The sequence below is a fragment of the Pantoea sp. A4 genome (assembly GCF_000295955.2).
Lineage (GTDB): Bacteria > Pseudomonadota > Gammaproteobacteria > Enterobacterales > Enterobacteriaceae > Pantoea > Pantoea multigeneris.
Genome location: NZ_ALXE01000028.1, coordinates 92,047 through 117,769, shown reverse-complemented (window position 1 = coordinate 117,769; position 25,723 = coordinate 92,047). Strand labels below are relative to the sequence as shown.

Annotated in this window: 19 protein-coding genes and 1 tRNA gene; 8 read left to right on the top strand and 12 right to left on the bottom strand. The window is 53.2% G+C overall.

The features are described from left to right. Positions 1-90: 90 nt before the first annotated feature. Positions 91-933 (bottom strand): MBL fold metallo-hydrolase, encoded by an 843-nt coding sequence (locus tag B880_RS0114470; protein ID WP_017348149.1) that lies wholly within the window; start codon positions 931-933, stop codon positions 91-93. Between the two features lie 402 nt (positions 934-1,335). Between B880_RS0114470 and B880_RS0114465 the strand changes: the two genes are divergently transcribed. Continuing rightward, entirely contained in the window at positions 1,336-1,623 is a 288-nt protein-coding gene (locus tag B880_RS0114465) for a hypothetical protein (protein WP_017348148.1), read from the top strand. A gap of 104 nt (positions 1,624-1,727) precedes the next feature. Here B880_RS0114465 and B880_RS0114460 read toward each other — a convergent pair whose 3' ends face one another. The 9 genes from B880_RS0114460 to B880_RS0114420 form a co-directional block, all read right to left on the bottom strand. Continuing rightward, on the bottom strand, positions 1,728-2,750 hold the full coding sequence (locus B880_RS0114460; RefSeq protein WP_051005704.1) for a GlxA family transcriptional regulator: 1,023 nt from the start codon (positions 2,748-2,750) through the stop codon (positions 1,728-1,730). Further along, complete coding sequence (gene purU / locus B880_RS0114455) at positions 2,719-3,585, bottom strand: formyltetrahydrofolate deformylase (RefSeq protein WP_017348146.1); 867 nt, start codon at positions 3,583-3,585, stop codon at positions 2,719-2,721. The genes B880_RS0114460 and purU overlap by 32 nt, the downstream gene beginning before the upstream one ends. Before the next feature lie 45 nt (positions 3,586-3,630). Next, complete coding sequence (locus B880_RS0114450) at positions 3,631-4,131, bottom strand: sarcosine oxidase subunit gamma (protein ID WP_017348145.1); 501 nt, start codon at positions 4,129-4,131, stop codon at positions 3,631-3,633. A 136-nt stretch (positions 4,132-4,267) separates the two neighbouring features. After that, positions 4,268-7,294: a sarcosine oxidase subunit alpha family protein gene (locus B880_RS0114445; RefSeq protein WP_017348144.1), complete on the bottom strand. Its 3,027-nt coding sequence runs from the start codon at positions 7,292-7,294 to the stop codon at positions 4,268-4,270. Further along, positions 7,291-7,659, bottom strand: a complete 369-nt coding sequence (locus B880_RS0114440) for a sarcosine oxidase subunit delta (protein ID WP_017348143.1) — start codon at positions 7,657-7,659, stop codon at positions 7,291-7,293. The genes B880_RS0114445 and B880_RS0114440 overlap by 4 nt, the downstream gene beginning before the upstream one ends. A gap of 64 nt (positions 7,660-7,723) precedes the next feature. Then, positions 7,724-8,974: a sarcosine oxidase subunit beta family protein gene (locus B880_RS0114435; protein ID WP_017348142.1), complete on the bottom strand. Its 1,251-nt coding sequence runs from the start codon at positions 8,972-8,974 to the stop codon at positions 7,724-7,726. A gap of 25 nt (positions 8,975-8,999) precedes the next feature. Next, positions 9,000-10,301: a serine hydroxymethyltransferase gene (gene glyA, locus B880_RS0114430; RefSeq protein WP_017348141.1), complete on the bottom strand. Its 1,302-nt coding sequence runs from the start codon at positions 10,299-10,301 to the stop codon at positions 9,000-9,002. A gap of 357 nt (positions 10,302-10,658) precedes the next feature. Next, positions 10,659-11,744 (bottom strand): GlxA family transcriptional regulator, encoded by a 1,086-nt coding sequence (locus B880_RS0114425; protein ID WP_202813421.1) that lies wholly within the window; start codon positions 11,742-11,744, stop codon positions 10,659-10,661. A 34-nt stretch (positions 11,745-11,778) separates the two neighbouring features. Continuing rightward, entirely contained in the window at positions 11,779-13,155 is a 1,377-nt protein-coding gene (locus B880_RS0114420; RefSeq protein WP_017348139.1) for an L-serine ammonia-lyase, read from the bottom strand. A gap of 110 nt (positions 13,156-13,265) precedes the next feature. Here B880_RS0114420 and B880_RS0114415 point away from each other — a divergent pair, with 110 nt between their 5' ends. Further along, positions 13,266-14,195, top strand: a complete 930-nt coding sequence (locus tag B880_RS0114415; RefSeq protein WP_017348138.1) for a LysR substrate-binding domain-containing protein — start codon at positions 13,266-13,268, stop codon at positions 14,193-14,195. A gap of 425 nt (positions 14,196-14,620) precedes the next feature. Beyond that, complete coding sequence (locus B880_RS0114410; RefSeq protein WP_026042662.1) at positions 14,621-16,030, top strand: amino acid permease; 1,410 nt, start codon at positions 14,621-14,623, stop codon at positions 16,028-16,030. Positions 16,031-16,056: 26 nt separating this feature from the next. On the opposite strand, the gene B880_RS0114405 is transcribed toward B880_RS0114410, so the two are convergent. After that, positions 16,057-16,959 carry a LysR family transcriptional regulator gene (locus B880_RS0114405; protein WP_017348136.1) on the bottom strand — a complete coding sequence of 301 codons (903 nt, stop codon included), beginning with the start codon at positions 16,957-16,959 and terminating at the stop codon, positions 16,057-16,059. A 144-nt stretch (positions 16,960-17,103) separates the two neighbouring features. Between B880_RS0114405 and B880_RS0114400 the strand changes: the two genes are divergently transcribed. From B880_RS0114400 to B880_RS0114390, 3 genes are all read left to right on the top strand, one after another. After that, positions 17,104-18,642: an MFS transporter gene (locus tag B880_RS0114400; protein WP_017348135.1), complete on the top strand. Its 1,539-nt coding sequence runs from the start codon at positions 17,104-17,106 to the stop codon at positions 18,640-18,642. Positions 18,643-19,042: 400 nt separating this feature from the next. Further along, the gene (locus B880_RS0114395) at positions 19,043-21,166 is read left to right on the top strand and encodes a TonB-dependent siderophore receptor (protein WP_017348134.1); all 2,124 of its coding nucleotides are present in this window, start codon (positions 19,043-19,045) and stop codon (positions 21,164-21,166) included. A 156-nt stretch (positions 21,167-21,322) separates the two neighbouring features. Further along, positions 21,323-22,414 (top strand): ABC transporter substrate-binding protein, encoded by a 1,092-nt coding sequence (locus tag B880_RS0114390; RefSeq protein WP_026042661.1) that lies wholly within the window; start codon positions 21,323-21,325, stop codon positions 22,412-22,414. Positions 22,415-22,439: 25 nt separating this feature from the next. On the opposite strand, the gene B880_RS0114385 is transcribed toward B880_RS0114390, so the two are convergent. After that, on the bottom strand, positions 22,440-23,762 hold the full coding sequence (locus B880_RS0114385) for an NtaA/DmoA family FMN-dependent monooxygenase (protein ID WP_017348132.1): 1,323 nt from the start codon (positions 23,760-23,762) through the stop codon (positions 22,440-22,442). Between the two features lie 253 nt (positions 23,763-24,015). Between B880_RS0114385 and B880_RS0114380 the strand changes: the two genes are divergently transcribed. Together B880_RS0114380 and B880_RS25060 are read left to right on the top strand one after the other, a co-directional pair. Next, positions 24,016-24,091 (top strand) — tRNA-Asn (locus B880_RS0114380). 415 nt (positions 24,092-24,506) lie between these two features. Continuing rightward, a complete protein-coding gene (locus B880_RS25060; protein WP_157060559.1) occupies positions 24,507-25,694 on the top strand; it encodes an MFS transporter in 1,188 nt (395 codons plus the stop codon). Positions 25,695-25,723: the final 29 nt, after the last annotated feature.

The window sequence follows — 25,723 nt, the reverse complement described above, 5'->3', positions numbered from 1 at the left end:
AAACCTGAGCGGGTTTTTTGCTTTTCAAACGCATGTTCCCGGAGGCCAGACCAGGGACAACTCTCTGACCGCCAGTGCCGAAACCTGCGATTACGCCTCGTTGCAGTAAATGATCTCGTAGCCGGACTGATAGCGACCCACTCGGCCAAAACCATCCGGCCCAAAATGCATTCCGCCAATCAACATATTATCAGCGCTCACCTCATCAAGCAGACGACGGCGTGTTTCTGCGGCTAAGACGGCATCATAATCAAAAGCGATGGAGACTTCGGGCTTGAGCAACTGAATATGGGGAAAATGCACAATATCCCCCCAGATGAATAACTGATCCTGACTGCCTTCAATTCGGTAGCCCAAATGCCCCGGCGTATGGCCCGGTAACGGCACCGCAAAAATACCCGCAATCACCTCCCCCTGATCAACAAGCCGTAAATGACGCTGATAGTGGTCAAACACCCGACGCGCCAGCGTAAAGTTGCCCTGAATACGCTCGCTGGCTGCCCGGAAATGGCTGTCGTCATTAAGATAGTGATACTCTTTGCTACTCACGACCAATTCGGCATTCTGGAACACCGCCTCACCCTCAGCCGTCAACAACCCGCCAATATGGTCAGGATGTGCATGGGTTAACAACACGGTATCTATATCGTCCGGCGCGACACCCAACGCAGCCAGATGCGTATTCAACTTGCCACCCAAACCCCGAATACCGCCAATACCGCTATCAATCAGAATATGCTTGCCTTGATGGCGCACTAAAAACGTATTGATATTAATACCGTTCGGCTCCAGAACCTGCTTGTGCCGCTGAATTTGCTCACACTCGGCCGTCTCTATGGGGGACAACAGGCTAAAATCCACCTGCAATGCACCATCACTCACGGCGGTTACTGTGGTATTACCCAGATCCCTGGTAGAGAAATGCGTTTCCATGATCGATCCTCTGTTCTTCCTGCTCATCAACATCTGGCCACAAAGCGCCGCCGGATTTCCCTGTCAGCCAGAAATATCGCTACACCTCTGACTCACCCGCCAATTATGCTCACAATCTCTGCCAGGCTGTGAAGACATTTTCCCGCTCCCGCATGAATTGATACCCCGATCCTCAACCGGTGTTTTTTGATCCTCCTCTAAAAATAAGAAAGTCATATACTCCCAGTGGGAAAACCATAACCATCTGTTTTATCTGCCTTTAATAAATAGCCTGTTCGCAAATATGCTACTTTCAGGCCATTTCATACTATTACCCCCACCGTCATGAAATTGACACCACCCCACTTTGAGTGCAACTTTTGATTAACAAAGAAAAACGCAAATGCAGGATGAGGAGACGTTATGACGACAACAACATCATTGCTGAAAGTGATTACGCAGCTGGCCGATAAATTATGTGAACCCTATTTTTACGCTAACACTCCAGCGGGAAATGCGTGCGACGATGAGAACATTGTGTTTTGTGCCGCCGGTGACGGGCTGATTGACTGCCGTGAAGATACGCCGCAGAAACAAGCCAGTAATGGCCAGGTACGCAACCCTTGCCACTTTGTGCAGGTTACCCCTTATACCGACGATGCTCGCACCACAGACCGTGTGATGGGCTACAACAGCTTCTTAAGAAAATAATTCCCGGCACCTCGCAGGAATAACTGATATAGATTTATTTCCCCGTCATGGGCAGCGGAAAATATATCAGTTATTCACTGCACGCTTTATTTCATTCCCCGGCTTCACATCAACCGTTCTGTCTCACGCCGCCGACGGCGGAAACTGGCGGGCGTTTCTCCATACTGTTTTCTGAACCACGCAATCAGATGCGACGCATCAGCAAAACCGCAGGCATTGGCAATCTCCGTCACTGAGAGGTCGCTGTTCGCCATCAGCTTACGCGCCTGCTCCAGACGAAGGTTACGCCAGTAGACCACTGCCGTATCGCCGGTATGCTTGATAAAGGCCTGATTAAGCTGTCGGGGGCTCACGGCGAGAAAAGCGGTGATATCGTTGAGCGGTGCCGGAGAATCCAGATGTTGCTGCATATACTCCACCGCTGCACTCACCAGGCCATTTTGATAGGCAGGTGGCGCTGGCGCTACAGACACTTTTTTCGCCCGTGGCTTTTTCGTTTTCTCATCGGGCGCGAGCAGATACTGACGGACTTTATCCGCCCGCGCCGTGCCGCAATGGCGGCGTATCAGGTCAATCGCCAGATCGATGGTGGTTCCACCCGGGCTGGAGATAATCCCGCCGTCAGCAATATAGGTTTGATCGATAACCGGGATCGCCTCAGGAAAACGTTGTCTGAACTCATCGCGGGTGGTGAAGTGAATTGCACAGCGCACCCCGTCGAGTAAACCGGCATGACCGGCGACAAACACGCCACTGCACAGCGTAATCAGGGTAATGCCGCGTGCATGGAGCTGCTGCACCAGTTGCACCAACCCGGCAGGCGGACTGCGCGTCTCTTCCAGCAATCCGCCCGCTAACACGACATAGTCCCACGGCCTGTCGAGGTCGAGATCTGTGGTTGGCGTCATCCGCATCCCGCAACTGGCGGTGACGGGCTGGTTATTCCACGTCATCAGCTCCCACTGGCAAAAGATCTGCTGGCTGGAGAACGACGCATCGGCCGCAAAGCGCAAAGATTCGACCAGTCCGGCCACAGAAATAAGCGTAAAGTGATTCAGTAAAATAAACCCGACTTTGATGTCGGGTTGCAGGGGTTTAGCGGGAGAAAACAATCGTTTTCTGTCCATATAAAAATATCCGTCGTTCCACATGGCAGGAAATAGCATGGGCTAAGGTTTGTCGTTCAATATCACGCCCTAAATCGACCAGATCGTCGGGATAATTGGCATGACTCACCACCTCAACTTTTTGCGTAATAATCGGGCCTTCGTCTAAGTCGTCATTGATATAGTGTGCCGTGGCACCCACCAGCTTAACGCCTTTTTGATAGGCCTGATGATAGGGTTTTGCTCCCTTAAAGCCGGGTAACAGTGAGTGATGAATATTAATCGCCCGGCCGGACAGGGTATGCGCCATCTCGCTTGAGAGCACCTGCATATAGCGCGCCAGAATCACCAGCTCAGCCCCGGTCTCCTCAATCACCTGCAAAACCTGTGCTTCCTGCTGTGCTTTGGTCTCTTTGGTAATCGGGAAGTGGTAGTACGGCAGATCGTGCCAGCGCACCAGCGGCTCCAGATCCGGGTGGTTGGAGACAACCGCTTTGATCTCGATGGAAAGCTTACCGGCACGGTAGCGATACAGCAGATCGTTGAGACAGTGATCGGTCTTCGACACCATGATCACCACCGGCATCCGATAGCCTTTTTCTGACAAATTAAACGTCATGCCAAATTCAGCGGCACGCGCGGTAAACACTTCCTGAAAATCCAGGATATTAAAATCGCTGTCCTGTGGCTGAAACTCGGTGCGAATAAAAAACTGCTTCGCCAGTTTGTCGTCAAATGAGTGTTGCTCGGTAATGTAGCACCGCTGTTGTTTTAAAAAGCCCGTGACCACATCGACTGTGCCAAGCTGGCTGGGACATTGCGCCGTTAAAATCCAGGTATCATTATTGCGGGCCATAGCACGACTCCAGAAAAAGGTGCCGCTTGCGCGGCACTTAACAGATTACACGTTAACAGCGATGTGATACTCGCGCCCGGCATCCAGCAACCAGCGGTAGCTGTAGTCGGCAAAACTGCGGCGCACCACCAGTTGCCATACGTCCGCCGCAGGGCGGCGAATATTGACCGTGGTTTTCGCAAACACGGTAATCACGCCTTTGCCCACCGGGAAGCTTTTGTCATCCACATCGTAAATCACGGATTTCATCAGCAGGTTGCGCACATCTTTACCGGTCAGTTCCAGTAAGGTCTGCCCGCCACTGACGTTAGTGATGGCATAATGCGCATCGCCCAACGCCTCACGCAGTTTATTCTCCACCGCAAACTCTTCGCCCGGTGGCACAATCAGCAGCCACTCATCCGGTGAGAGCCACTGGGCGCTGTAGTTACCGCTGCTGTCCTGAGTCATGGTCAAGGGTTCGCCCGGCAGCGACAGGTTTATTGCATTCCGGAGAGCCCCATCCAGAGCAATAGCACCGCCGCGAAGCACAAGATGACCAAGCATAGGTCTTTCATGAAGCGTCACCCCAGCTGGAAGTCGGGACTCTGGCCGCCCGACGTGTTTATACGACAGGACAAACGGCGATTCAGCCAGAGCAGGGTTGTCAGGGTGAGTATCAAACGTTTTTGCTTTAGCTGAATCAGACATTCTGGCGCTCTCCTTTAGGGTCGATAAATACCGTACTCACAATTTCTGCCTGATGAATTTCGCCATCTGAACCGGTGAAGAAAATGGTTTCGCCCATACGCTCATGGCCATTTTTCACCACTGCCAGCGCAAAACCGCGATTCAGGGTGGTGCTGTAGTAGCTGGATGTTACATGGCCCAGCATCGGGACCGGCAGCGTGCGCTGTTCCGTCGCGATGATCTGCGCCCCTTCTTGTGGGATCACCTGTGGATTTTTCGGCAGCAGGCCCACCAACTGTTTACGCCCTTTCTGCTTAGTGTCTTCACGCGTCAGAGCACGTTGACCAATCCACGAGAAGGCTTTGTCATAGCCCACACACCACTGCATCCCTAAATCTTCCGGCGTCATCGAGCCGTCGGTATCCTGACCGGCAATGATAAAGCCCTTTTCTGCACGCAGGACGTGCATGGTTTCCGTACCGTAAGGCGTCAGCTGATACTTCCCGCCATGTTCAAACAGGGCTTTCCAGACGTGCAGGGCATAGTTAGCCTGAACGTTAATTTCGTAAGCGAGTTCACCAGTGAACGAGATACGGAACACACGTGCCGGTACGCCCGCCACTTTGCCCTCTTTCCAGTCCATGAATTTGAACTTCTCACGGTCGAGATCGATATCGCACACTTCTGCCAACAGCTGGCGTGCTTTTGGCCCGGAGATCGACATGGTGGCCCAGTGGTCGGTCACGGAGTTAAAGTACACTTCCAGATCTGGCCATTCCGTCTGCTGCCACAGTTCCAGCCACTCCAGCACGCGGGCTGCGTTACCGGTACTGGTGGTCATCAGGAAGTGATTCTTACCCAGGCAACTGGTGGTACCGTCATCGAAGACCATGCCATCATCACGGCACATCAAGCCGTAGCGCACACGTCCTACCGGCAGTTTGGCCCACTTGTTGGTGTAGACACGCTCCAGGAACTCACGCGCGCCGGGCCCCTGAATGTCAATCTTACCGAGGGTAGAGGCATCCAGAATCCCTACACCGCTGCGCACCGCGCGGCACTCACGCGCCACCGCCTGGTGGATGTTTTCACCGTTGCGCGGGAAGTACCACGGACGTTTCCACTGCCCGACATCCTCAAATTCCGCCCCGTTATCCAGATGCCACTGCTGCAACGCGGTGTAACGTATCGGATCGAACAGCTCCGCAGCGTGACGACCGGTAATTGCACCGAAGGCGACCGGCGTATAGTTCGGACGGAACGTGGTGGTGCCGGTATCGGCAATCGTGCGGCCAAGACAACGTGCTGCAATCGCCATACCGTTGATGTTACCCAGCTTGCCCTGATCGGTACCAAAGCCCATCACGGTGTAACGCTTGATATGCTCAATTGACTCAAAGCCTTCACGCGTCGCCAGTTCAATCGAGGCCGCCGTTACGTCATTTTGCAGATCAACAAACTGCTTCGGTGCGCGCAGCGTCGGTTTCGGGTGTGGCACCTGATACAGCGCCAGGGTTTCGCCTTCATGGCGCTGGCTGCTGACCGGCAGGTCCACTTTCACGACATTGCCGCCCATATCACTCGCCGCACGTTCACCCGCTTCCAGGCCGTCACTCAAGACATCGCCCAGCGCGTAGGCACCGCGGGCGCCGCCCACAATCAGCATCCCTTTTACTTTGCCCGCCACGAAACCGAGAATATCTTCACGCCACACCGGACGAGCACCGGTATGCGAAGCCAGGTGGATCACCGGGCTGTAGCCGCCAGAAGAGGCCACGGTATCGCACTCCAGCGTGGTCGGCTGGCCTTGGGTGGTAAAGTTGTGCAGGTTGATGCGGTCAACCAATACCTTACGTACGCGGGTCGACCCCTGTGATTCAATCACCGCACTGCCGGTAATCACCTGAATACCTTTGGCACGTGCTTCACGCACTAGCGTGCCTTCTGGTGCGGTACGCGCATCAACAATCGCCACCACGTTAGCGCCGCTGTCATGCCAGTCTAATGCGGCACGATAGGCGTGATCGTTGCTGGTAGAGAGCACCAGTTTGGTGCCCGGCACCACACCGTAACGCAGGATGTAGTTAGAGATAGCGCCAGCCACGAAGTTGCCTGGGATATCGTTACCGGCATACACCAGCGGGCGCTCATGGGCACCGGTGGCGAGCACCACACGCCCGGCACGTACACGGTGCATACGTGTTCTGACCGGCTTCTCACCATTTTCTCGTGGCGAAGTCGCTGCCAGATGTTCAGTACGGCGTTCAACCAGGGTGACAAAGTTCTGGTCGTGATAACCGTTCGCGGTGGTACGCGGTAATAACAGCACATTCGGCATGGCGGCCAGCGTCTGCAATGTCTCTTCGACCCAGTAAATGCTGTTCTTGCCACCCAGGGTGTCACGGCTGTCCAGCAGGCTTCCGCCCATCTCTTCCTGCTCATCGGCGACAATCACCCGCACGCCACTTTTACCGGCGGCCAGTGCAGCTGCCAACCCGGCAGGACCTGCACCGATCACCAGCACGTCACAGTGACGGTTCATGTGGTCATAGGTGTCTGCATCGCGTTCCAGCGGGCTGCGTCCAAGACCTGCCCCTTTGCGGATGTACTTTTCATACGTCATCCACATGGAGGCGGGTTTCATAAAGGTTTTGTAGTAGAAGCCCGGTGGCATAAAGCGACCACCCACTTTGCCTACCATGCCCATCAAATCGATTTCGACGCCCGGCCAGCCGTTGGTGCTGCGCGCTTCCAGCCCGGCATACAGCGCCTGCTGCGTGGCACGCACGTTTGGCACCTGCTCAGATTCAGCACCACCCAGTTGGACGACCGCATTTGGCTCTTCTGCGCCCGCAGCGACAATGCCGCGTGGACGGGAGTATTTAAAGCTGCGGTTAACGATGTTGACGCCATTCGCCAGCAATGCTGACGCTAAAGTATCCCCTTCGTAACCTTCCAGCTCTTTGTTATTAAATTTAAACGTGATCGGACGTGAGCGATTAATACGCCCGCCGCGTGCCAGACGATGAACCTGTTTCATACATTGCCTCCGACCAGCGCTTTATCCTGCTTAGGGTGCTGCACAGCCGCCTCTTTCTGGCGCGGCAATTCCACTACATCAGAATGCTGCGTGTGGGACGGCTGCTCACCAATTTTATAGGTTTCCAGAATTTCGTACGTCTGGGTATTGCGCGTCATATTAAAATATTTGCGACATCCGGCTGCATGCACCCACAGCTCGTGATGAATACCGCGCGGGTTTTTGCGGAAGAATAAATAATTCCCCCACTCTTCGTCAGAACAATTTTCTGGCGATTTAGGGCGCTCAATATGCGCCTGTCCTTTAGCGTGAAACTCTTCTTCTTCGCGATATTCACCGCAGCAAGGACAATAGATATGAAACATAGGCCTCCCGTCACTCAGAATAAAATCTGAGTTAGCTCTCGCATAATATGGTTTACAGCGTTATTTAGTGCGCTACTGCGGCGGCACCATGTTCATCTACCAGCGCACCGGTATGGAAGCGGTCAATGGAGAACGGCGCTGCCAATGGATGCATTTCACGTTTCGCCAGGCTGGCGGCAAATACATGGGCTGAACCTGGCGTGGCTTTAAAGCCCCCGGTTCCCCAGCCGCAGTTGAAGTACAGCCCTTCAACGCTGGTTTTCGAGATAATCGGGCTGGCATCCGGGGTGGTATCCACAATGCCGCCCCACTGACGATTCATGCGCACGCGCGAGAACGCCGGGAACATTTCAACAATTGCCTGAATGGTATGTTCGATCACCGGATAACTGCCGCGCTGTCCGTAGCCGACAAAACCATCGATACCGGCACCGATCACCAGGTCGCCTTTATCCGACTGGCTGACATAACCGTGTACGTGGTTTGACATCACAACCGTATTCACAATCGGCTTCAGCGGCTCGGAAACCAGTGCCTGCAACGGGTGTGACTCCAGCGGCAGCTGTAAACCGGCCATGTTGGCGATGACGCTGGAGTTACCCGCAACCACACAACCCACGGTTTTCGCTTCGATATCACCACGGTTAGTGTGTACGCCGTAGATTTTACCGTCGCGGATCATTAAGCCTGTTACTTCGGTCTGTTGAATCAGATCGACACCGTGTGCATCCGCACCACGAGCAAAGCCCCAGGCCACCGCATCATGACGAGCAACACCACCGCGTGGCTGCCATGAAGCACCAATAATCGGATAGCGCGCATTGGCGGAACAATCCAGCATTGGCTCCAGCTCTTTCACCGCACGAGCATCCAGCACTTCGCCATCGATGCCGTTCAGGCGGTTGGCGTTCACACGGCGTTGAATATCACGCATGTCCTGGAGGGTGTGGCCGAGGTTTAATACCCCGCGCTGGGAGAACATCACGTTATAGTTCAGATCCTGCGACAGCCCTTCCCATAATTTCAGCGAGTGCTCAAATAAATTCGCTGAGTCATCCCATAAATAGTTTGAACGAACGATGGTGGTATTACGCGCGGTATTTCCGCCGCCCAGCCAGCCTTTTTCAATTACGGCGACATTGCGAATACCAAACTCTTTAGCCAGATAATACGCCGTGCCTAAACCATGCCCGCCACCGCCGATAATAATAATATCGTAAGATTTTTTCGGCGTTGGGTTATGCCACAGTTTCTGCCAGTTCTCATGATACGTCAGGCCATTTTTAATCAGGCCAAATCCTGAATAACGCTGCATAGTGCTCTCCCGCGAGTGTCTGTATTTACGCCGTAGCGAACTGGTGGTCGGCTACCTGTACAGCATCGCCATAAACCGGATATTCGCTGCAAAGTTCAGCGACCTGAGTACGTACCTGCTCTTCAATGGCCTGGCTGTCTTCTTTTTTCGCCAGCACGTCCAGAATGTCGCAGATCCAGTTGGCTAACTTCTCGCACTCCACCTGACCAAAACCACGGGTGGTTACCGCTGGGGTACCAATACGCAGACCGGAAGTGATAAACGGACTCTGTGGGTCGTTAGGCACCGCATTTTTGTTCACGGTAATGTGAGCACGGCCCAGTGCAGCATCCGCAGCTTTACCGGTAATGCCCTGATTAATCAGAGACACCAGGAACAGGTGGTTATCGGTCCCGCCAGATACCACATCGTAGCCGCGTTTCAGGAACACATTCGCCATGGTGCGGGCGTTATCCACCACCTGCGCCTGGTAGTAAACGAAATCCTGCTCCATCGCTTCACGGAAGGCAACGGCTTTGGCAGCAATCACGTGCATCAGTGGGCCACCCTGCTGACCCGGGAACACCGCACCGTTTAATTTTTTGTACAGCGCTTCATCACCCAGCGCTGAGAGGATCAGGCCGCCGCGCGGGCCACGCAAGGTTTTGTGGGTGGTGGTGGTAACAACGTGCGCATAAGGCAGTGGGCTTGGGTAGGCTTTTGCCGCAACCAGACCGGCAACGTGTGCCATGTCCACCATCAGCCATGCGCCTACGCTGTCAGCGATTTCGCGGAAGCGTTTCCAGTCAACGATGCGTGAATAGGCGGAGAAACCGGCAATAATCAGCTTCGGCTGGTACTCCTGCGCCAGGCGTGCCACTTCTTCATAGTCGATCTCGCCGGTTTTCGGGTTGAGACCATACTGCACCGCATTGTAGTGTTTGCCAGAGACGTTAGGTGCCGCGCCATGCGTCAGGTGACCACCGTGTGCCAGCGCCATCCCGAGAATGGTTTCACCCGGCTGTACCAGCGCCATCAGTACTGCGGTGTTTGCCTGCGCACCCGAGTGGGGTTGTACGTTAGCGAAATCTGCACCGAACAGCTCGCAAGCGCGCTGAATGGCCAGGCTTTCCACCACGTCTACGTGCTCACAGCCACCGTAGTAACGCTTGCCCGGATAGCCTTCGGCGTATTTGTTGGTCAGTTGGCTACCCTGCGCCGCCATCACCGCTTTACTGGCATAGTTCTCTGACGCAATCAGCTCAATGTGGGCTTCCTGACGTTTCATTTCGCTGACAATCGCCGCGTTAAGCTGCGGATCATTGTGCTGCAATTGGTTCTCACTCATCCGTTTACCCTTCAATATTGATTAGTTGACCCGACAGCTCTCAGCAAGCCCGGAAGATACCCGGATTACCTCCTGCGTCTACAGTGATTGCAGCATAGCAATCCGCCTCTATTGTGACTTGAACGTTTGCGACAAGATTTTAGCCATTTTCACGTCAACACCAGTAAAAATGCGAGATTGGTCAAAAAATGAAGGGGGGATTATTTGTCTGTTTGCGCTAATCGATAAGAAAAGGTTATTGCTGAATGGGCTATCAGAAGACAGCCTGATGGGGCTGTCAGCAGAGGGGAAACAGGGGGAAGAAACACAGGCTACCGTCTGAGCATAGCTTTTACGCCAGCAAAGAACAGTGGCTTATCACCACTTTGTGGCGTGGCTATCAATATGTAAAAAGAAGGGATCGACCTGATTTTCCGCCAGCGGGCTGCCGGATTTGCGCACGCTGGAGGGCGCATAGCCAAAGTTTTCGCGGAAATGTCGCGAGAAGTGCGCCGAGTCCGCAAAGCCACAGCGCTCGCTGATGGCGGTGATACTGCGATCGGTATAGTGCAACAGCCACAGGCCATAGCGCAGCCGTAAATTGCGTGAGAAACGCTGCGGCCCTACGCCTAACTCATCCTGGAACTTGCGTTCAATGTTACGCCGTGAAGTCCCGATGCGCTTCGCCAACTCCTCAACCGAGATCACTTCGCCCAGATGCTGCGAAATAATATCAATCGCACGGCGTACCAGACGATCCTCCACGCGTTCGAAAATCACCGGCTGCGGCTGCGGATGTTCACCGCGCCGCACTTCATCAATCAGCATGATGTGCAGGCTTTTCATCGCCCAGGCTTTACCCAGATGGCGCTCTATCAAATACGCCGCCACATCCGCCGCCGCAACGCCGCCTGCGCAGGTGATTAAGTGCCCTTCATCGACAAACAGCCGATCGGCCACCGGCGTGACATCCGGGAAGCGACGGGTTAAGTCGCCGTGGTGATACCAGCTGACGCAACAGCGCTTACCGGCCATCAGCCCGGCATGGATCAGGGTAAACACCCCGGTACACAAACCAATAATCGGGACATTGAGCTGTGCCGCCTGGCGCAAATATTCTACTGCGCGCTGATCGGCCTTTTCCCGCTCCTCCTGCACCCCACCAATCACCACGATATAATCGAACGCCTGCGGATCGCGCAGCGTTTTACAGGGTGAGATGATGGCACCACAGCTGGCAACCGCACTTTCACCGGAGCTGGTCATAAAGGTCCAGTTGCAGCGCAACGGGCGACTGCGATCGCCCTCATCCGCAGACAAGCGTAAGCAGTCCACAAACGCGGCAAAAGGCAATAAGGTAAAACGGTTAAGCAACACAAAGCCCACCGATAAAGGGCGCTGTGCTTCCGGTAGTGTCATCGCGTGTTCTCGCCAGGCGCGTTCATCTATTTCAGGGGGACTCACGCTAGCATACTCTCCCCCTGTGACTCCACTGCCCTTAGCATTCAACATAGTTAACCGCCAACCCGCCGCGTGAGGTCTCTTTGTACTTCTCGTGCATATCTGCACCCGTGTCGCGCATGGTGCGGATCACCCGGTCGAGGGAGATAAAGTGTTCTCCGTCGCCACTCAGCGCCATTTGCGCGGCGTTAATCGCTTTCACTGCGGCAATCGCATTACGCTCGATGCACGGGATCTGTACCAGGCCACCCACCGGATCGCAGGTCAGGCCGAGGTTGTGCTCCAGGCCGATCTCTGCGGCGTTCTCTACCTGTTCTGGCGTGCCGCCCAACACTTCGGTCAGACCGGCCGCCGCCATGGCACAGGCAGATCCCACTTCGCCCTGGCAGCCCACTTCTGCGCCAGAAATAGAGGCGTTCTTTTTACACAGAATGCCCACTGCCGCCGCTGCGAGGAAGAACTTGCGCACATCCTGCGCGGTCGCCCCCGGTGAGAACTGCATGTAGTAATAGAGCACCGCCGGGATAATGCCTGCGGCCCCGTTGGTCGGTGCGGTCACCATGCGGCCACCGGCGGCATTCTCTTCATTGACCGCCATGGCGTATAAGTTGACCCACTGCATCGCAGAGAGCGTATGGGTAATGAGGTTAGATTTAGACAGCGTGACCAGTTGCTGATGCAGTGCAAACGCCCTTCTGCGCACGTTCAATCCCCCTGGCAGAATGCCGGGTTGCGATAATCCGCGCTGGATACAGTCGGTCATGGCTTGCCACACCGAAGCAATCCGTTGGTCAATCTCCTGCTCGCTTCGCCAGACGCGTTCATTCGCCAGCATCAGCTCCGAAATGCTCAGTTGATGCTGCTTGCACAACGCCAGCAGCTGTCGGCCAGAGGAAAAATCATACGGCAGTTCGCTGTTGTCGCTGTCCAGCACGCCGCTGGCGACCTGTTCCGCGTCCAGCACAAATCCGCCGCCCACCGAGTAGTAGGTCTGTTCGACGATCTCACCGCTGGTCAGCTGCGCGACGATGGTCATGCCGTTGGGGTGATAAGGCAGTGAGCTGTCGAGCAGCTGCATGTCGCGCTGCCAGATAAAGCTGACTTCACGCTCGCCCGCCAGCAGGATTTTTTCCCGCGCAATCACCTCATCCACCTGCATCGAGGCTTCTTGTGGATCAACCTGGTCCGGCCAATACCCCATTAACCCAATCACGCTGGCACGATCGCTGCCGTGACCGATGCCGGTGGCAGAAAGCGAGCCATATAAACGCACTTCAACCCGCTCAATCTGATCTAATATTCTATTTTCCTGCTGTTTCGTTATAAATAATGCAGCGGCACGCATTGGACCCACGGTATGAGAGCTAGAAGGCCCAATGCCAATTTTAAAAAGATCGAACACGCTGATTGCCATGATAGCTATCTCACATTAAGTTAAGGGTTACTTTATTTTCTTAGCGTGCGACACAGCACCCTGTTGTGACAATCGATATATTCTTAACCACGGTTTAGTTGAACTAAAGAATGCGAAAAATAACCACCTCTCAGATTCATGCTCATTTACAGGTTTTTGCCTGCGCAGCGCGACATCTCTCTTTTACGCGCTGTGCCGAAGAACTCAACGTCACACCCGGTGCAATTAGCCAGCAAATCAAACAGCTGGAAGAGAATCTTGGATTCAGTTTATTTCATCGTGCCGGTCGTGGTTTGCAGCTCACGGCGCAGGGGCAACGTCTGGCGTTAGTCGCAAATGAAATAAATGAACGGGTAATGGAAGAGCTACGCGATCTCAACTCGGCCGGGATTAGCGGCGTATTTCGTCTGCGTTGTATTCCTTCATTTTTAAATAAGTGGTTGATGCCGCGCTTGCCGGCACTGGCAAAAGCCTTTCCCAACATTGAACTGCGCATTAATGCGGAAGACAGCAGTGATTCGCTCCGTGGCGAGGAGTTTGATCTGGCGATCGACCTCAACGATGGCAGCTACGCCGGGCTGCTGACCACGGTATTATTTGAGGAGCAGATCTTCCCGGTCTGTTCACCAGAACTGCTGTCGGGCAGACCGCCGCTCTCTGATGCCAGCCAGCTGGTGCACTATCCGCTATTGCATGACGTCACCGCATGGCGCGGCAGTTACGAGTACGCCGAGTGGGAATTTTACCTCAAGGAAACCGGCGTTAAGGGGATTGATGTCCGGCGCGGGCACTGCTTTAACCGCAACTACATGACCATTGAAGCGGCCAAAATGGGCATGGGCGTAGCAATTGCCCGTAAGTTTCTGATACAGAAAGAGCTGGATGAAGGCACGCTGATCATTCCCTTTGGCGAGCGTATCAGCGCCCGCAAACGCTATGTTATCGCCTACAGTGACGGGACGTTAAACAACCCCGCCAAACGCGCCATCTTCGACTGGCTCATCGAACAGGCCGAACTCAGCCAGTCACAATACACCTGAAGATATTCGTGATCGGGCGCACATGAAGCCATGTGCGCCTGGCTCCGATAATAACTGCCACTGATTTTGTCCAGTCGGGAATGTATTAGCGTTCACATAATAAGAAAATAATATTACGTGAAACGGTTGCCTTTTTTTCATTTCGCCACCTCCCTTCCATAAATGTCATTGCGGCGCGAACAGCCTCAAATAATGTCGCAAACATTCAAGCTGTAAAAAAAAGCCACTGTTACGCTCAATTTAAGCCAGCAGCCGTTTAACAGGAGAAAGTATTTACGTTCAGTTCGTTAATGTGATCGCTATCGTGTTCCGGCACTAAATGAAAACAAAATATGTAATCTTCATCACAACAAAAAACTGCGAGCATAATTAAACGAGTAAACACAGCGTTAATCATAATTAACCCCTATCGCAAGCGGGAAGGAATGACTATGCCTGATTTAAAAAGTGAGCCAACATCCCTGGGCGATGGTTTAACCAATCGCCAGGTCACCATGATCTCTATCGCGGGAATTATCGGCGCCGGGCTTTTTATCGGTTCGGCGAATGCCATTGCCACTACCGGCCCTGCCATATTAATTTCCTATGCCATGACCGGCGTACTGGTGCTGTTAGTCATGCGTATGCTGGGTGAAATGGCCGTTCTGCATCCAGACTCGGGATCGTTTTCCACTTACGCCTCGGCTGCACTGGGTCCCTGGGCCGGTTTTACCATCGGCTGGCTCTACTGGTGGTTCTGGGTGCTGCTGATCCCGGTGGAAGCCATTGCCGGTGCCAACATTCTCCATGCTTATTTCACCGCCGTTCCCGCCTGGGCCTTTACCGTCGCCATCATCGCCCTGCTCACCGTGACCAATTTATTCAATGTGAAGAACTTTGGTGAGTTTGAATTCTGGTTCTCGCTGGTCAAAGTGGTCGCCATCATTGCCTTTATTGTGGTCGGTCTGATGGCGGTGCTGGGATTCTGGCCGTTAGCCAATGTCAGTGGCGTGGCGCATCTGTATAACAGCGGTGGATTTATGCCACACGGCTTCGGCGCAGTGCTGGCAGGCATTCTGGTGACGATGTTCTCCTTCTTCGGCGCAGAAATCGTGACCATTGCCGCCGTGGAGTCCAAAAACCCTGGCGAGAAGATTCGCCGCGCCATCAACATGGTGGTGTACCGTATTGCTCTGTTCTATATTGTCTCCATCTTCCTCGTGGTGTCGCTGGTGGGCTGGAATAATCCAGGCCTGCGCGAACAGGGGACTTTCCAGTTTGTGCTGACCACGCTCAATATGCCGGGTGCGAAACTGATGGTGGATATCGTGGTGTTTATCGCCGTCTGTAGCTGCATGAACTCCGGCTTATATACCGCTTCACGCATGCTGTTCTCCCTTGCACGGCGTAAAGATGCCCCTGCTGCCTGCGCCCGTATCTCCAGCGGTGGCGTGCCACGCATGGCGGTAATTGGCTCTACGCTGGCAGGTTTCGCGGCCTGCGTTGCAAACTACGCTTTCCCCGGCAAGGTGTTTGACTTCCTGATCTCCACCACCGGTGCCATTGCGCTGATTGTTTATCTGGTGATTGCCATTTCTCAGCTGATCATGCGCCGCAACGCCGAACGCCTGGGCATGCCCCCGGCGTTTAAAATGTGGCTGTTCCCCTGGCTCACCTGGGCTGCGATGTTCATGATTGTGGCGGTTCTCGGCTATATGTTCGTGCTGGATGAGTATCGCGAGCAAGGCCTGCTGACGCTGGCGGTGACGCTGGGTATCTTTATCCTGAGCCTGTATGTCACGCGGGACAGAACGCGAGTGGTAAGCGGCGTGATGAGCCGTAACAGTAGCTGGTAGTCGTTTAAAGGTGAGGCAAATGCGCCTCACCTTTGCTCCACGCACTCCTGGAATAAATGACTGCTCATAAAATCAATAAAAGCGCGCAGCTTTGGCGTTTGATAACGGCTTGAAGGCCACAAAATACGAAATACACCTTGATGCTGGGTGTAATCCCTTAGCACCACGATCAGCTCACCCGCCGCAATGGCCCGTCTCACCATAAAATCGGGCAGACAGGCAATCCCCAACCCCGCTCTGGCAACATCGATCAGCACTTCGGTGGTATTGCAGATCATAGAGGCAGGCAGTACCGGTGCCATCTGTCCCTCAGGGATGACTAAAGGCCAGTGCTCAAAGCGTCCCGTACTGGGAAACTTATGCTGCAAACAGGCATGCTGCTGCAAGTCTGCTGGCACCAGCGGTACCGGATGTCTGGCAAGATAGGCGGGCGAGGCGACTAACTGGAGTTGAAATTTACCTAACTGGCGTGACATCAGACGTGAATCCGCTAGCTCGCCGGTACGAATTACTGCATCAAATCCGTCGTTGATCACATCTACCAGGGTGTCAGTGAAATCAAGATCGAGTTCAATCTCCGGATAACGAGCCATAAATGCCGTCATTGACGGCATCACCAAACCACTCACCAACGGCAAACTCACTCTGAGCCGTCCTTGAGGATTCTGCTGCGTTTCTGACAGTTCCTGCTCGGCGGCTTCCAGCTCCTGTAAGATGCGACGGCACCGCTCCAGAAACATGGCACCCTCAGCGGTTAACGTAATGCTACGCGTGCTGCGATGTAATAGTCGGACGCCTAATCGCTGTTCCAGCCGGGCGATGCCTTTACCTACCGCGGAAGATGAAACACCTAAAATTCTTCCCGCCGCTGAGAAACTGCGAGTTTCAGCGGCATGAATAAAGAAGGTCATACCGGTCATTGATTCCATCTTATTTCCATTTAAGAAGTTTTGTCCGAATTGTCAGGAACAGTAGCCTGTTTTTCTTTCGTTCGCATCCTATTAGCCTCCCGTTCAGTGAATAAATTGGCTGCATTGCCAGCTAGAAAATTAGCTTATCTATCAGGGGTATTTATGACGCAAAATAAGCTTGCTCATGGCAGCTCAGCCGCGCGTAACGGACTATTATTGCTGGCAGCTTGTCTGACCGGCATTTTAATTCCACTGTGCTTTACTGGCCCGGCAGTTGTGTTGCCTGCAATAAGCCTGGAGTTGGGCGGCAGTGCGGTACAGTTAAACTGGGTAGTCAATGGCTACATTCTAACATACGGCAGCGCCATGATGGCCGCCGGCAGCCTGACCGATGCCTATGGCAGAAAACGCGTGTGGTTAATTGGCCTGCTCCTGTTCACGCTGGTGACTCTATCTATCCCGTTGGCAACGTCAGTGACTGGCATCGACATTTTACGCCTGCTGCAAGGACTCGGCGGTGCCGCAGCGTTCGCCGGCGCAATGTCTTCATTAGCACAAACCTTCCATGGCCCCAGTCGACCCCGAGTGTTTAGCCTGCTGGGCACCACCTTTGGTATTGGGCTGGCGTTTGGCCCGCTGGCCGCAGGTTGGCTGGTAGACATTGCTGGCTGGCGCTGGGTATTTCTGGCAACGGCACTGATTGGCGTGGTCGGCCTGATTTTAGTCGTCTTCGCCGCACGCGAGTCACGCGATCCTGCTGCAACAGGGCTCGACTGGGCTGGCGCGACCAGCTTTACCGCTGCGCTTGCCTTGTTTACCTACGCCGTGCTGCTGGCCCCGGAAGCGGGCTGGCAAAAGGGGATCGTTATCGGCTCACTGATACTGGCCCTGCTGCTGTTTGTTGCTTTTGTACGGATTGAACGTCGCGTCACGCGGCCGATGCTCGATTTGAGCCTGTTCAGTCAGGCACGTTTTGTCGGTGTCCAGGTGCTTGCCGCTTCACCCGCGTTCTTTTTTGTCACGCTTATCGTCCTTTTACCCGGCCGGTTTATTGGCATTGAAGGCCTCTCGGCTTTCGACGCGGGCCAGATGATGATTGCACTGGCGGCCCCGCTGTTACTGGTGCCCTTTATTGCTGCCTGGCTCTCTCACTGGTTTACCTCTGGCGTGCTCTCCGGCGTCGGACTGTTGCTGGTTGCGCTGGGGCTAGTCTGGCTGGGTGAGGTGATCTCAGGTGGCGCGGGTCCAGCCTTGATTGCGCCACTGGCGCTTACAGGCATCGGTATTGGGCTCCCCTGGGGGTTAATGGATGGCATGGCGGTTAGTGTGGTGGAGAAAGATCGGGCAGGAATGGCGACCGGGATCTTTAACTGCGTTCGCGTCTCCGCAGATGGGGTCGCCATCGCCCTTGTCGGTGCGCTACTGGCGTTTCTGATCCAGAGCGGGCTCATTAATGCTCTGCCCGCCTCCCCTGTAGAGACCGTTGTCTCCGCGGCTAACCGTGCCGCGCTGGGCGAATTGCAGCAGGCCACCGCACAACTGGCAGATACGCAAAATCTGGTACGACAAACCTACGACGCCAGCTTCCGCTGGGTGCTGTTCATCCTTGCTGCGCTCGCTACCCTGACCGCACTGTTGGTATTCATTCTTCTGGGGCGGGCTCGCGCCCATGAACCCGTACACATTCAACATGAAGCCTGAACACCGTTTGCGCCCAGGCGCTGATGACTTTTACCTGGATTCTCGTAAAAATCCCTTCCTTTGAGGTAGGGATGCGCCAGCCTCGATTTCATGCCTTTATCCTCCCGTAACATGCCCCCTTCTCGTCCAGCCATTCCTGCCGCAGCAGGCCGCTATTGGGGGCTTTCTCACCAGGCATCCCCGCCCTGGAATGTAGTGAATGCAGGGATCTTTTTAGTGTACTACTACATTTGCCTGTGATTGAATGATTATCAATAACATCAGAGGTTCGTTCTCATCTGCGCCTAACGTTGAGCAGTGCGGAATACGCATGTTTCTTAACAATGGTCGTCAGCAGATTGGGAATGCATAAACTCATCATCTCATCACCACTTGTGTGATTTTTGGAAAATACAGGGAAATGAAAGAATATAAAAATTCTTACAGCCATAAACGTCCTTTTGGGAAACTCTGGTTTGTCGTTTACAGCGGTGCATTAATCTCTTCGGCATCCAGTTATGCCGCAGGCGAAAATAACACGCTCATCGTGAGTAGCGCTGAGCCAACAGACAGCGGATATTCCAGCGCTTCTGCGTCAGCTGCCAGCAAAACACCTACCGCTAAACTTAATGAAGCACAGTCAGTTAGCGTAGTAACACAAAAACAACTTAATGATTATCAAGCCACTAGCCTGTTCGATGCGATGCGATTTGTAAGTGGTACTGCACAATCAAATACCTTAGGCGGGACCGAAGACAGTATTACCCGACGTGGCTTTGGTAATAATGCTGATGGTTCGGTGTTTCGCGATGGAATCCGCAGTAGCCAGGGCCTGAATTTTGATGCCACAACCGATCACGTTGAAGTATTAAAAGGCTCATCGTCGTTATTGTATGGTATTTTAAACCCCGGCGGGATGATCAATGTGGTCAGCAAAAAACCGCAATATGAATGGCACACGATTGTTGGGGGACATTACAACAGTACGGGCGGTGGTGCAGGCAATATTGATATCACTGGGCCGCTGGGTAATGGCTTTGCTTTTCGCCTGATCGCTGAGAAACAAGCACAAAACTATTGGCGTGGTTATGGCAATGAAAAACATAACCTGGTCGCCCCTTCTTTACAGTGGTACGGTGATAAAGCCAGCTTCGATGTTAGCTATGAAAGTTACAGCTATGATATTCCCTACGATCGCGGCACGGCTTTCATAAATGGCAAACCAATTAACATTGGTTATAAAACCCGTCTGGATGATTACTCAAATCATGCGTGGGGACGCAATCAGACATTCAGTTCACACTGGGATTACCAGTTCAACGACACCTGGTCTACGCGTGTCACTTTTGGCATGAACCAGAGGCAGTATAATAGTAACACTGTTACCGCAACGGCCATCAATGCAACAACCGGTGTGGTGACGCGCCGCCCGGATGCTTTCCGAGGGTTTAACCATAAAACAAAATATGTTTCATGGGATGCCATTGGTACGCCTGAAATATTCGGCATGACGCATAATGTCGTTTTTGGTACTGATTATGAGATGAATCAAACCTATCGTGCTAACGGTTATAATGGGACTAAAAATAATGACTTTACCATTAGCAACCCAGTCTATGGCCTTGAAACCATTACCGATAGCACGACGGTTAAAGCCTCACAAAGCAATTTGCTCAACCGTATTCATAACCGTGCCGTCTATTTTAAAGACAATATTGAACTGACATCGAAATGGATTGCGGTGCTCGGTGCACGTTATCAGCATTATGAACAGCGAGAGTCAAGCGGCAGTGCTTCTACTTTAGACTACAGCGATGTGGGCAATAAGTTTTTGCCGCAAACGGGCGTTATTTACAAACTGACGCCTGACGTGTCATTTTACGCGACCATGAGCAAATCATTTACGCCATCGACCACACCTGACGACAATGGCAATGTTGGTGCACCTCAGCAAGGCACAACGTATGAAATCGGCAGCAAATGGCAGATGACGCCAAACCTCTTTGCTACCGCAGCGCTGTATCGTATTGATGCCCGTAACTTTGATCTCCTTATCAATGGTTCAACCTATCCTGTTGATAAAGTGCGGTCTAGCGGGTTGGAGCTGGAGCTCAATGGAGAGATTTATCCTGGCTGGGATCTCAACGCAAACTACAGCTACGATCAGGCAGAAATTGTTGAGGATAAGAACAGCACTGAAAATAATGGTAACCGCCTGCAAAACACCCCGAGAAATTCAGGTGCGGTATATTTAAGTCATAACGTCAGCTTTAATCCTCTGCCGGGTGATTTCCGTATTGGCGGCGGTGTCAGATATGTCGGTGTACGTGCGGGTGACCCGGATAATAGCTTCTCACTGCCAGCGTACACTGTCGCAGACAGCTTTATTGGCTGGGACAATAACCTGATCGGCAAAAAAACGCACTTGCAGTTAAATATCAACAATTTATTCAATAAAAAGTACTACCCATCCAGTGGCGGCAATTTGCGCGTTGCTGAGGGCGAAACGCGTAATCTGGTGCTCAGCGCCAGCGTAGAGTTCTGATACAAGGCGTTTGATCTGTCAACTCCCCGGCCAGGGGAGTTGTCTGTCAAGGCGATAACCTCGCCTGTGATTGATTAATTTACGTTACAGACGGGTAATTAACCTCTCTTTTGCCGCGCAATGCCTTTTATGGCCGTGCCCACGATGAGTAACAAGATGAAAAGAGTGCTAATGACATTGCTGTTGCTTTTACCCCTGGTATCGCAAAGCAAAACCCTCACTGACAGTCTGCATCGACGGGTCGACGTTCCGGACAACCCGCAGCGAATCGTGATCGGCGAAAGCCGGATGATTTATACCCTCGCACTGGTAGAAGAGGGTAATCCGGCTAAACGGGTAGTCGGCTGGCCGGCGGATCTGCGTAATCTTGATAAACAAACATGGGATCGTTACGTCAAAGCGTTTCCCGCCATTGGCAAAATCCCCCAGATTGGCAATTCCAACTTCTCGCAGCTTAATGTTGAAAAGGTTATCGCCCTACGGCCTGACTTGGTGATCCTGCCCGTCTATGCACGCACCCCACCCAATAACGCGCAGTTTATGCAGCAGCTACAAGCGCTAAATATTCCGGTGCTGTTTCTCGATTTTCGCGTGAACCCACTCGCCAATACGGTTACCAGCCTGCGCACACTGGGTGCGGCACTCGGCGATGAGGCGAAAGCTGAACGCTTTATTGCGTTCTATCAACAACATATGCAGCACATTCGCGATCGCCTTGAGCAGTGGCGCGGCACCAAACCTAAAGTCATGTTGCAACTACACCTTGGTAAGAAAGCGGAATGCTGCACCACGGTCGCGCACGGTAATCTGGCTGACTTGATCGCCTTCGCGGGCGGAGACAACATTGCCGCAGGCCGTTTTCCTGCCGTATTTGGTCAGTTGAATCCTGAAGCCGTGATTGCCGCCAACCCCGATATCTACATTGCCACCGGAGCGTCTGGCCCGGATGACGCCTCCGAGCTGCAACTGGGTCCGCTGGTGAATGCAGATCAAGCCAAAACCACGTTCTTGCGTGCCTTATCGCAAGACACCATGGCTTCAGCTTTGCCCGCAGTGCAACAACATCATGCCTACGCCTTCTGGCAGAATTACTATATGAGCCCGTGGCACCTACTGGCAGCGGAATTCTTTGCTAAAACGTTCCATCCGCAGCTGTTCCACGATCTCTCCCCTGAAGAGACGATAAGGGAGATGAATCAGCAATTTCTGCCGATTCCGGAAACCGGCACCTACTGGACACACAATTGACTTCTGAGCCGCAGACTCATGCGGCTCAGTTGCTGAACGGCACCGCAAGCTGCCAGCCTGGCAGCGATGCCAGTTCGAGGTTTGAACGGAAATCCGCCCCTACATAGTCGCTATCCAACAGGCCACGCCGACGCAGCTCAGGCAGTAACCCATTGATCAACAGATCTTCCTGATCGGGGTTGCCCAGTCCATGTAGCGAGATGACATCCAGCACTCCCGCGTTATAGCGCTCTTCAATGGCATCGGCGAGCTGTTCTGGCACACCGGCGACAAACCAATGCCCGGTCTCTTCCGCCTTGATAATCAGTTCACGCAGCGTCAATCCTTGCAGGGCAAAGTTGCGGAAGATCTGCGCACGCCCCTGACGACGATAAACTTGCGAAACGTCCGGTATCAGCGCGGAGGGGATCGGCGCATCCAGCGTCAGCTCAGACAGATCGACTTCACCGCCCAGCATATCCGCCAGGCGTAAACGCCCTTGCTGATAGTCGATGCGGTCATATTTTTCCTGCAAACGACGTTCTACCCCGGCCTCACTTTCTCCGATAATGGCATGGAACGAGTTCATAAACAGCGGTAGCCGCCCTGCCCGACCAAAGCTGACGGCGCGGCGCTGTACCTCTGCCACAAACTGCTGAGCATCCGCCAGCGTGGGCTGAGAGGTGTAAATAACCTCTGCATAGCGCGCACCGAGATTGATGCCCGCCTCAGACTGACCCGCCTGGAACTGGACCGGGCGTCTTTGCGGCGGCGGCGGCACATTTAACGGGCCAGCGACCTGAATGTAGTCACCGCGAAAATGGATGGGATGGAGTTTCTGCGGATCAATACTGATCCCGCCGCTGGATTTACGCTGCACGGCGGCGGGGTCGTTGGCATCGAACAACGCATTGTAGGCACGAATAAATTCACTGGCACGGGCATAGCGTTCATCGGGCGCTGGCAGTGGCTCATTGCCAAAGTTCTCTTCACCCACCGATGAAGTCACTGCGTTCCACGCCGCCCGGCCACCGCTCAGGTGGTCTAACGTCGCCATCTGCCGTGCCAGGTGATAAGGATGCAGCCAACTGGTGCTGACGGTGGCAACCAGGCCAATATCGGCGGTGGCCTGGCTGATCGCCGCCAGTGCCATCAGCGGGTCCTGACTCCCGGTCACTCCCGCGAGCCCAGCCGGATCGGCCTGAAGTAAATCGGCGGTAAACAACCCGGTGATTTTCTCCCGTTCGGCAATCTGTGCCAGTTTGGCCGCCCGCGCCACGCCATAGCCGCGTTGCAGATCGTTGGTTGCCGTGACCACGTTACCCGCACCCACCAGCGTCTTTAGACGCCTGCGTTTCTGTTCGCTCAAAACCTGTTCCTTAACAGAGGTAAATTATCCCCCAACATAATTCGCCGCACAGATCCGGCACCACCAACAAAAAGCGCAGAGCAATATCACTCTGCACATAAGCGCCTTTCGTTTGCCGAAAATCGGGTTAAATCTGTGCAAAGTGGTGATTTTTAGCCTTATTTGCTGGCAAAAGCAGCACTTGAACGCACCAGAGTAAAATAGCCTTTGACGCCTGCGTCTCGCATCGCTAATATGCGCCGCATCAACCGATTCCTCTGTAGTTCAGTCGGTAGAACGGCGGACTGTTAATCCGTATGTCACTGGTTCGAGTCCAGTCAGAGGAGCCAAATTTAGAGAAAACCGCTTAAGGCAACTTAAGCGGTTTTTTTTGTTTTCATCGCCAGCAACATCACAGCTCCTTCGACAGGACCACTTGATTACGCCCCCTCCTTCAAAAAACTTGAGTACCCGCGTAGCCTGCTGCCTGAACATTCTCACATCCACCGTAAAAAACGCTCTGCAACGCCATGCATTATTATGAGAATAAAAATGTGTGAATATGGAAAACCGCGTCAGCAAATTCTAATTGCTTATTAGAGATAGTCTTATTCAAAAGAATACATTGCGGATCGTTAGACATTAATAGTGCAATAGGGACTAAGTCGAACCCACTGCGTGCCACAAGCGGTATCAATATTGATTGCCTGAATCCATGGGTCGTGACGTGGGCAGATCAGTTTTTCACCAGAGAGAAATTTTACTGTGAGTACCAGGATGGTCACTGTCAATCTTATGAGAAACCGGACGTTTGCTGCCTACTGGTCTGGAACGCTGGCGCTGCAACTTGTTAATCAGATTCAGACCCTGCTCTTCGCCTGGAGCTGGAGTCAGCTTACGTCAGACAACGCCTTTTGGGTGTATTTTGCCACTAATATCCCTTTTGCTCTGCTCACTCTGTTTGTGGGTTACTTAGGGGATAAATTTTCACGCAAAGGGTTACATCTCATTGGGCAAGTTTTTGTGTTGGCCGGGCTAATTCTGGCGTATGACTATTTTAGTCATGCAGTGAATTTTACGCTGGGTTTGCTTTCTCTGCTCCTGATGAATACCGGGATTGCGATTCGTGGCCCCTCCTATCAGGCGACCATAATCTCGCTTTTTCCCGTAGAGAAAACCGAATCCGTCCTGTCAGTACACGGCATGGCGGTGAATATTGCCCGCCTCCTGAGTCCGCGGTTATTAGCACTGATTCTGAGGTTTAACCTTCCGACACTTCCCGCAGCAATAGGCGCTATCGCTACACTGTGGGCAGCCTTTACCATCGTGGTTCTGGATAAGGGGGCATGGTTATTATCACATTCAGGGGAAAAAACATCTCCCGCATTGCAGAAAATACCTTTCAAGTTGATCGGCATCGCTTATGCCGTGGCCTTCTGTTGTTGCAGTTTACAGGTGCTCACACCGTCAATCGCGCAAAACTACACGTTATTAAACCAACAGGTTCCTGTGATATCTGCTTTCTCAATGATGATGGGATTAGGTGCGATAGGCGGAACGCTGTTCGTCCACAAATTACCGCGAATCTCGGCCAGTTATCAGGTTGCAGCGTTACTGATGCTCTACGCATTGCTGTTATTGATGACATTCCCGGCTGAGTTGACCTCCACCAGTATCAGTATGTTGATATGTGGATTATGCACCTTTGTCATTCTGGTGAAGTTGAATGTTCTCTTTACCAGAACGTTTTCTCCACAGCAGCGCGCCTTTGGGCTCTCGGTCTATTTCTTCTCGGTTTATCTGGGAGCGGCATCAGGTTCGATCTTTTGGGGTATGCTCGCGCATCGTTATGGTATTAACCACTCACTCTTCATTTCTGCTGTCGCTGGAGGTGCACTTAGCCTCTATTTTTACCGCTACTTTAACGCTGACGTTGCTGAGGTTAATGCTTAGTGCGCGTCTATCGGGAGCCGCTTAAGGTC

Excerpts from the sequence above, each read along its gene's own strand:
- B880_RS0114410 (WP_026042662.1), top strand. The coding sequence starts at position 14,621 with ATGACTATGCCTGATTTAAAAAGTGAGCCAACATCCCTGGGCGATGGT.
- purU (WP_017348146.1), bottom strand. The coding sequence starts at position 3,585 with ATGGCCCGCAATAATGATACCTGGATTTTAACGGCGCAATGTCCCAGC.
- B880_RS0114400 (WP_017348135.1), top strand. The coding sequence starts at position 17,104 with ATGACGCAAAATAAGCTTGCTCATGGCAGCTCAGCCGCGCGTAACGGA.
- B880_RS0114395 (WP_017348134.1), top strand. The coding sequence starts at position 19,043 with ATGAAAGAATATAAAAATTCTTACAGCCATAAACGTCCTTTTGGGAAA.
- B880_RS0114405 (WP_017348136.1), bottom strand. The coding sequence starts at position 16,959 with ATGGAATCAATGACCGGTATGACCTTCTTTATTCATGCCGCTGAAACT.
- B880_RS0114390 (WP_026042661.1), top strand. The coding sequence starts at position 21,323 with ATGAAAAGAGTGCTAATGACATTGCTGTTGCTTTTACCCCTGGTATCG.
- B880_RS0114465 (WP_017348148.1), top strand. The coding sequence starts at position 1,336 with ATGACGACAACAACATCATTGCTGAAAGTGATTACGCAGCTGGCCGAT.
- B880_RS0114460 (WP_051005704.1), bottom strand. The coding sequence starts at position 2,750 with ATGGACAGAAAACGATTGTTTTCTCCCGCTAAACCCCTGCAACCCGAC.
- B880_RS0114415 (WP_017348138.1), top strand. The coding sequence starts at position 13,266 with ATGCGAAAAATAACCACCTCTCAGATTCATGCTCATTTACAGGTTTTT.
- B880_RS0114450 (WP_017348145.1), bottom strand. The coding sequence starts at position 4,131 with ATGCTTGGTCATCTTGTGCTTCGCGGCGGTGCTATTGCTCTGGATGGG.
- B880_RS0114435 (WP_017348142.1), bottom strand. The coding sequence starts at position 8,974 with ATGCAGCGTTATTCAGGATTTGGCCTGATTAAAAATGGCCTGACGTAT.
- B880_RS0114420 (WP_017348139.1), bottom strand. The coding sequence starts at position 13,155 with ATGGCAATCAGCGTGTTCGATCTTTTTAAAATTGGCATTGGGCCTTCT.
- B880_RS0114445 (WP_017348144.1), bottom strand. The coding sequence starts at position 7,294 with ATGAAACAGGTTCATCGTCTGGCACGCGGCGGGCGTATTAATCGCTCA.
- B880_RS0114470 (WP_017348149.1), bottom strand. The coding sequence starts at position 933 with ATGGAAACGCATTTCTCTACCAGGGATCTGGGTAATACCACAGTAACC.
- B880_RS0114440 (WP_017348143.1), bottom strand. The coding sequence starts at position 7,659 with ATGTTTCATATCTATTGTCCTTGCTGCGGTGAATATCGCGAAGAAGAA.
- glyA (WP_017348141.1), bottom strand. The coding sequence starts at position 10,301 with ATGAGTGAGAACCAATTGCAGCACAATGATCCGCAGCTTAACGCGGCG.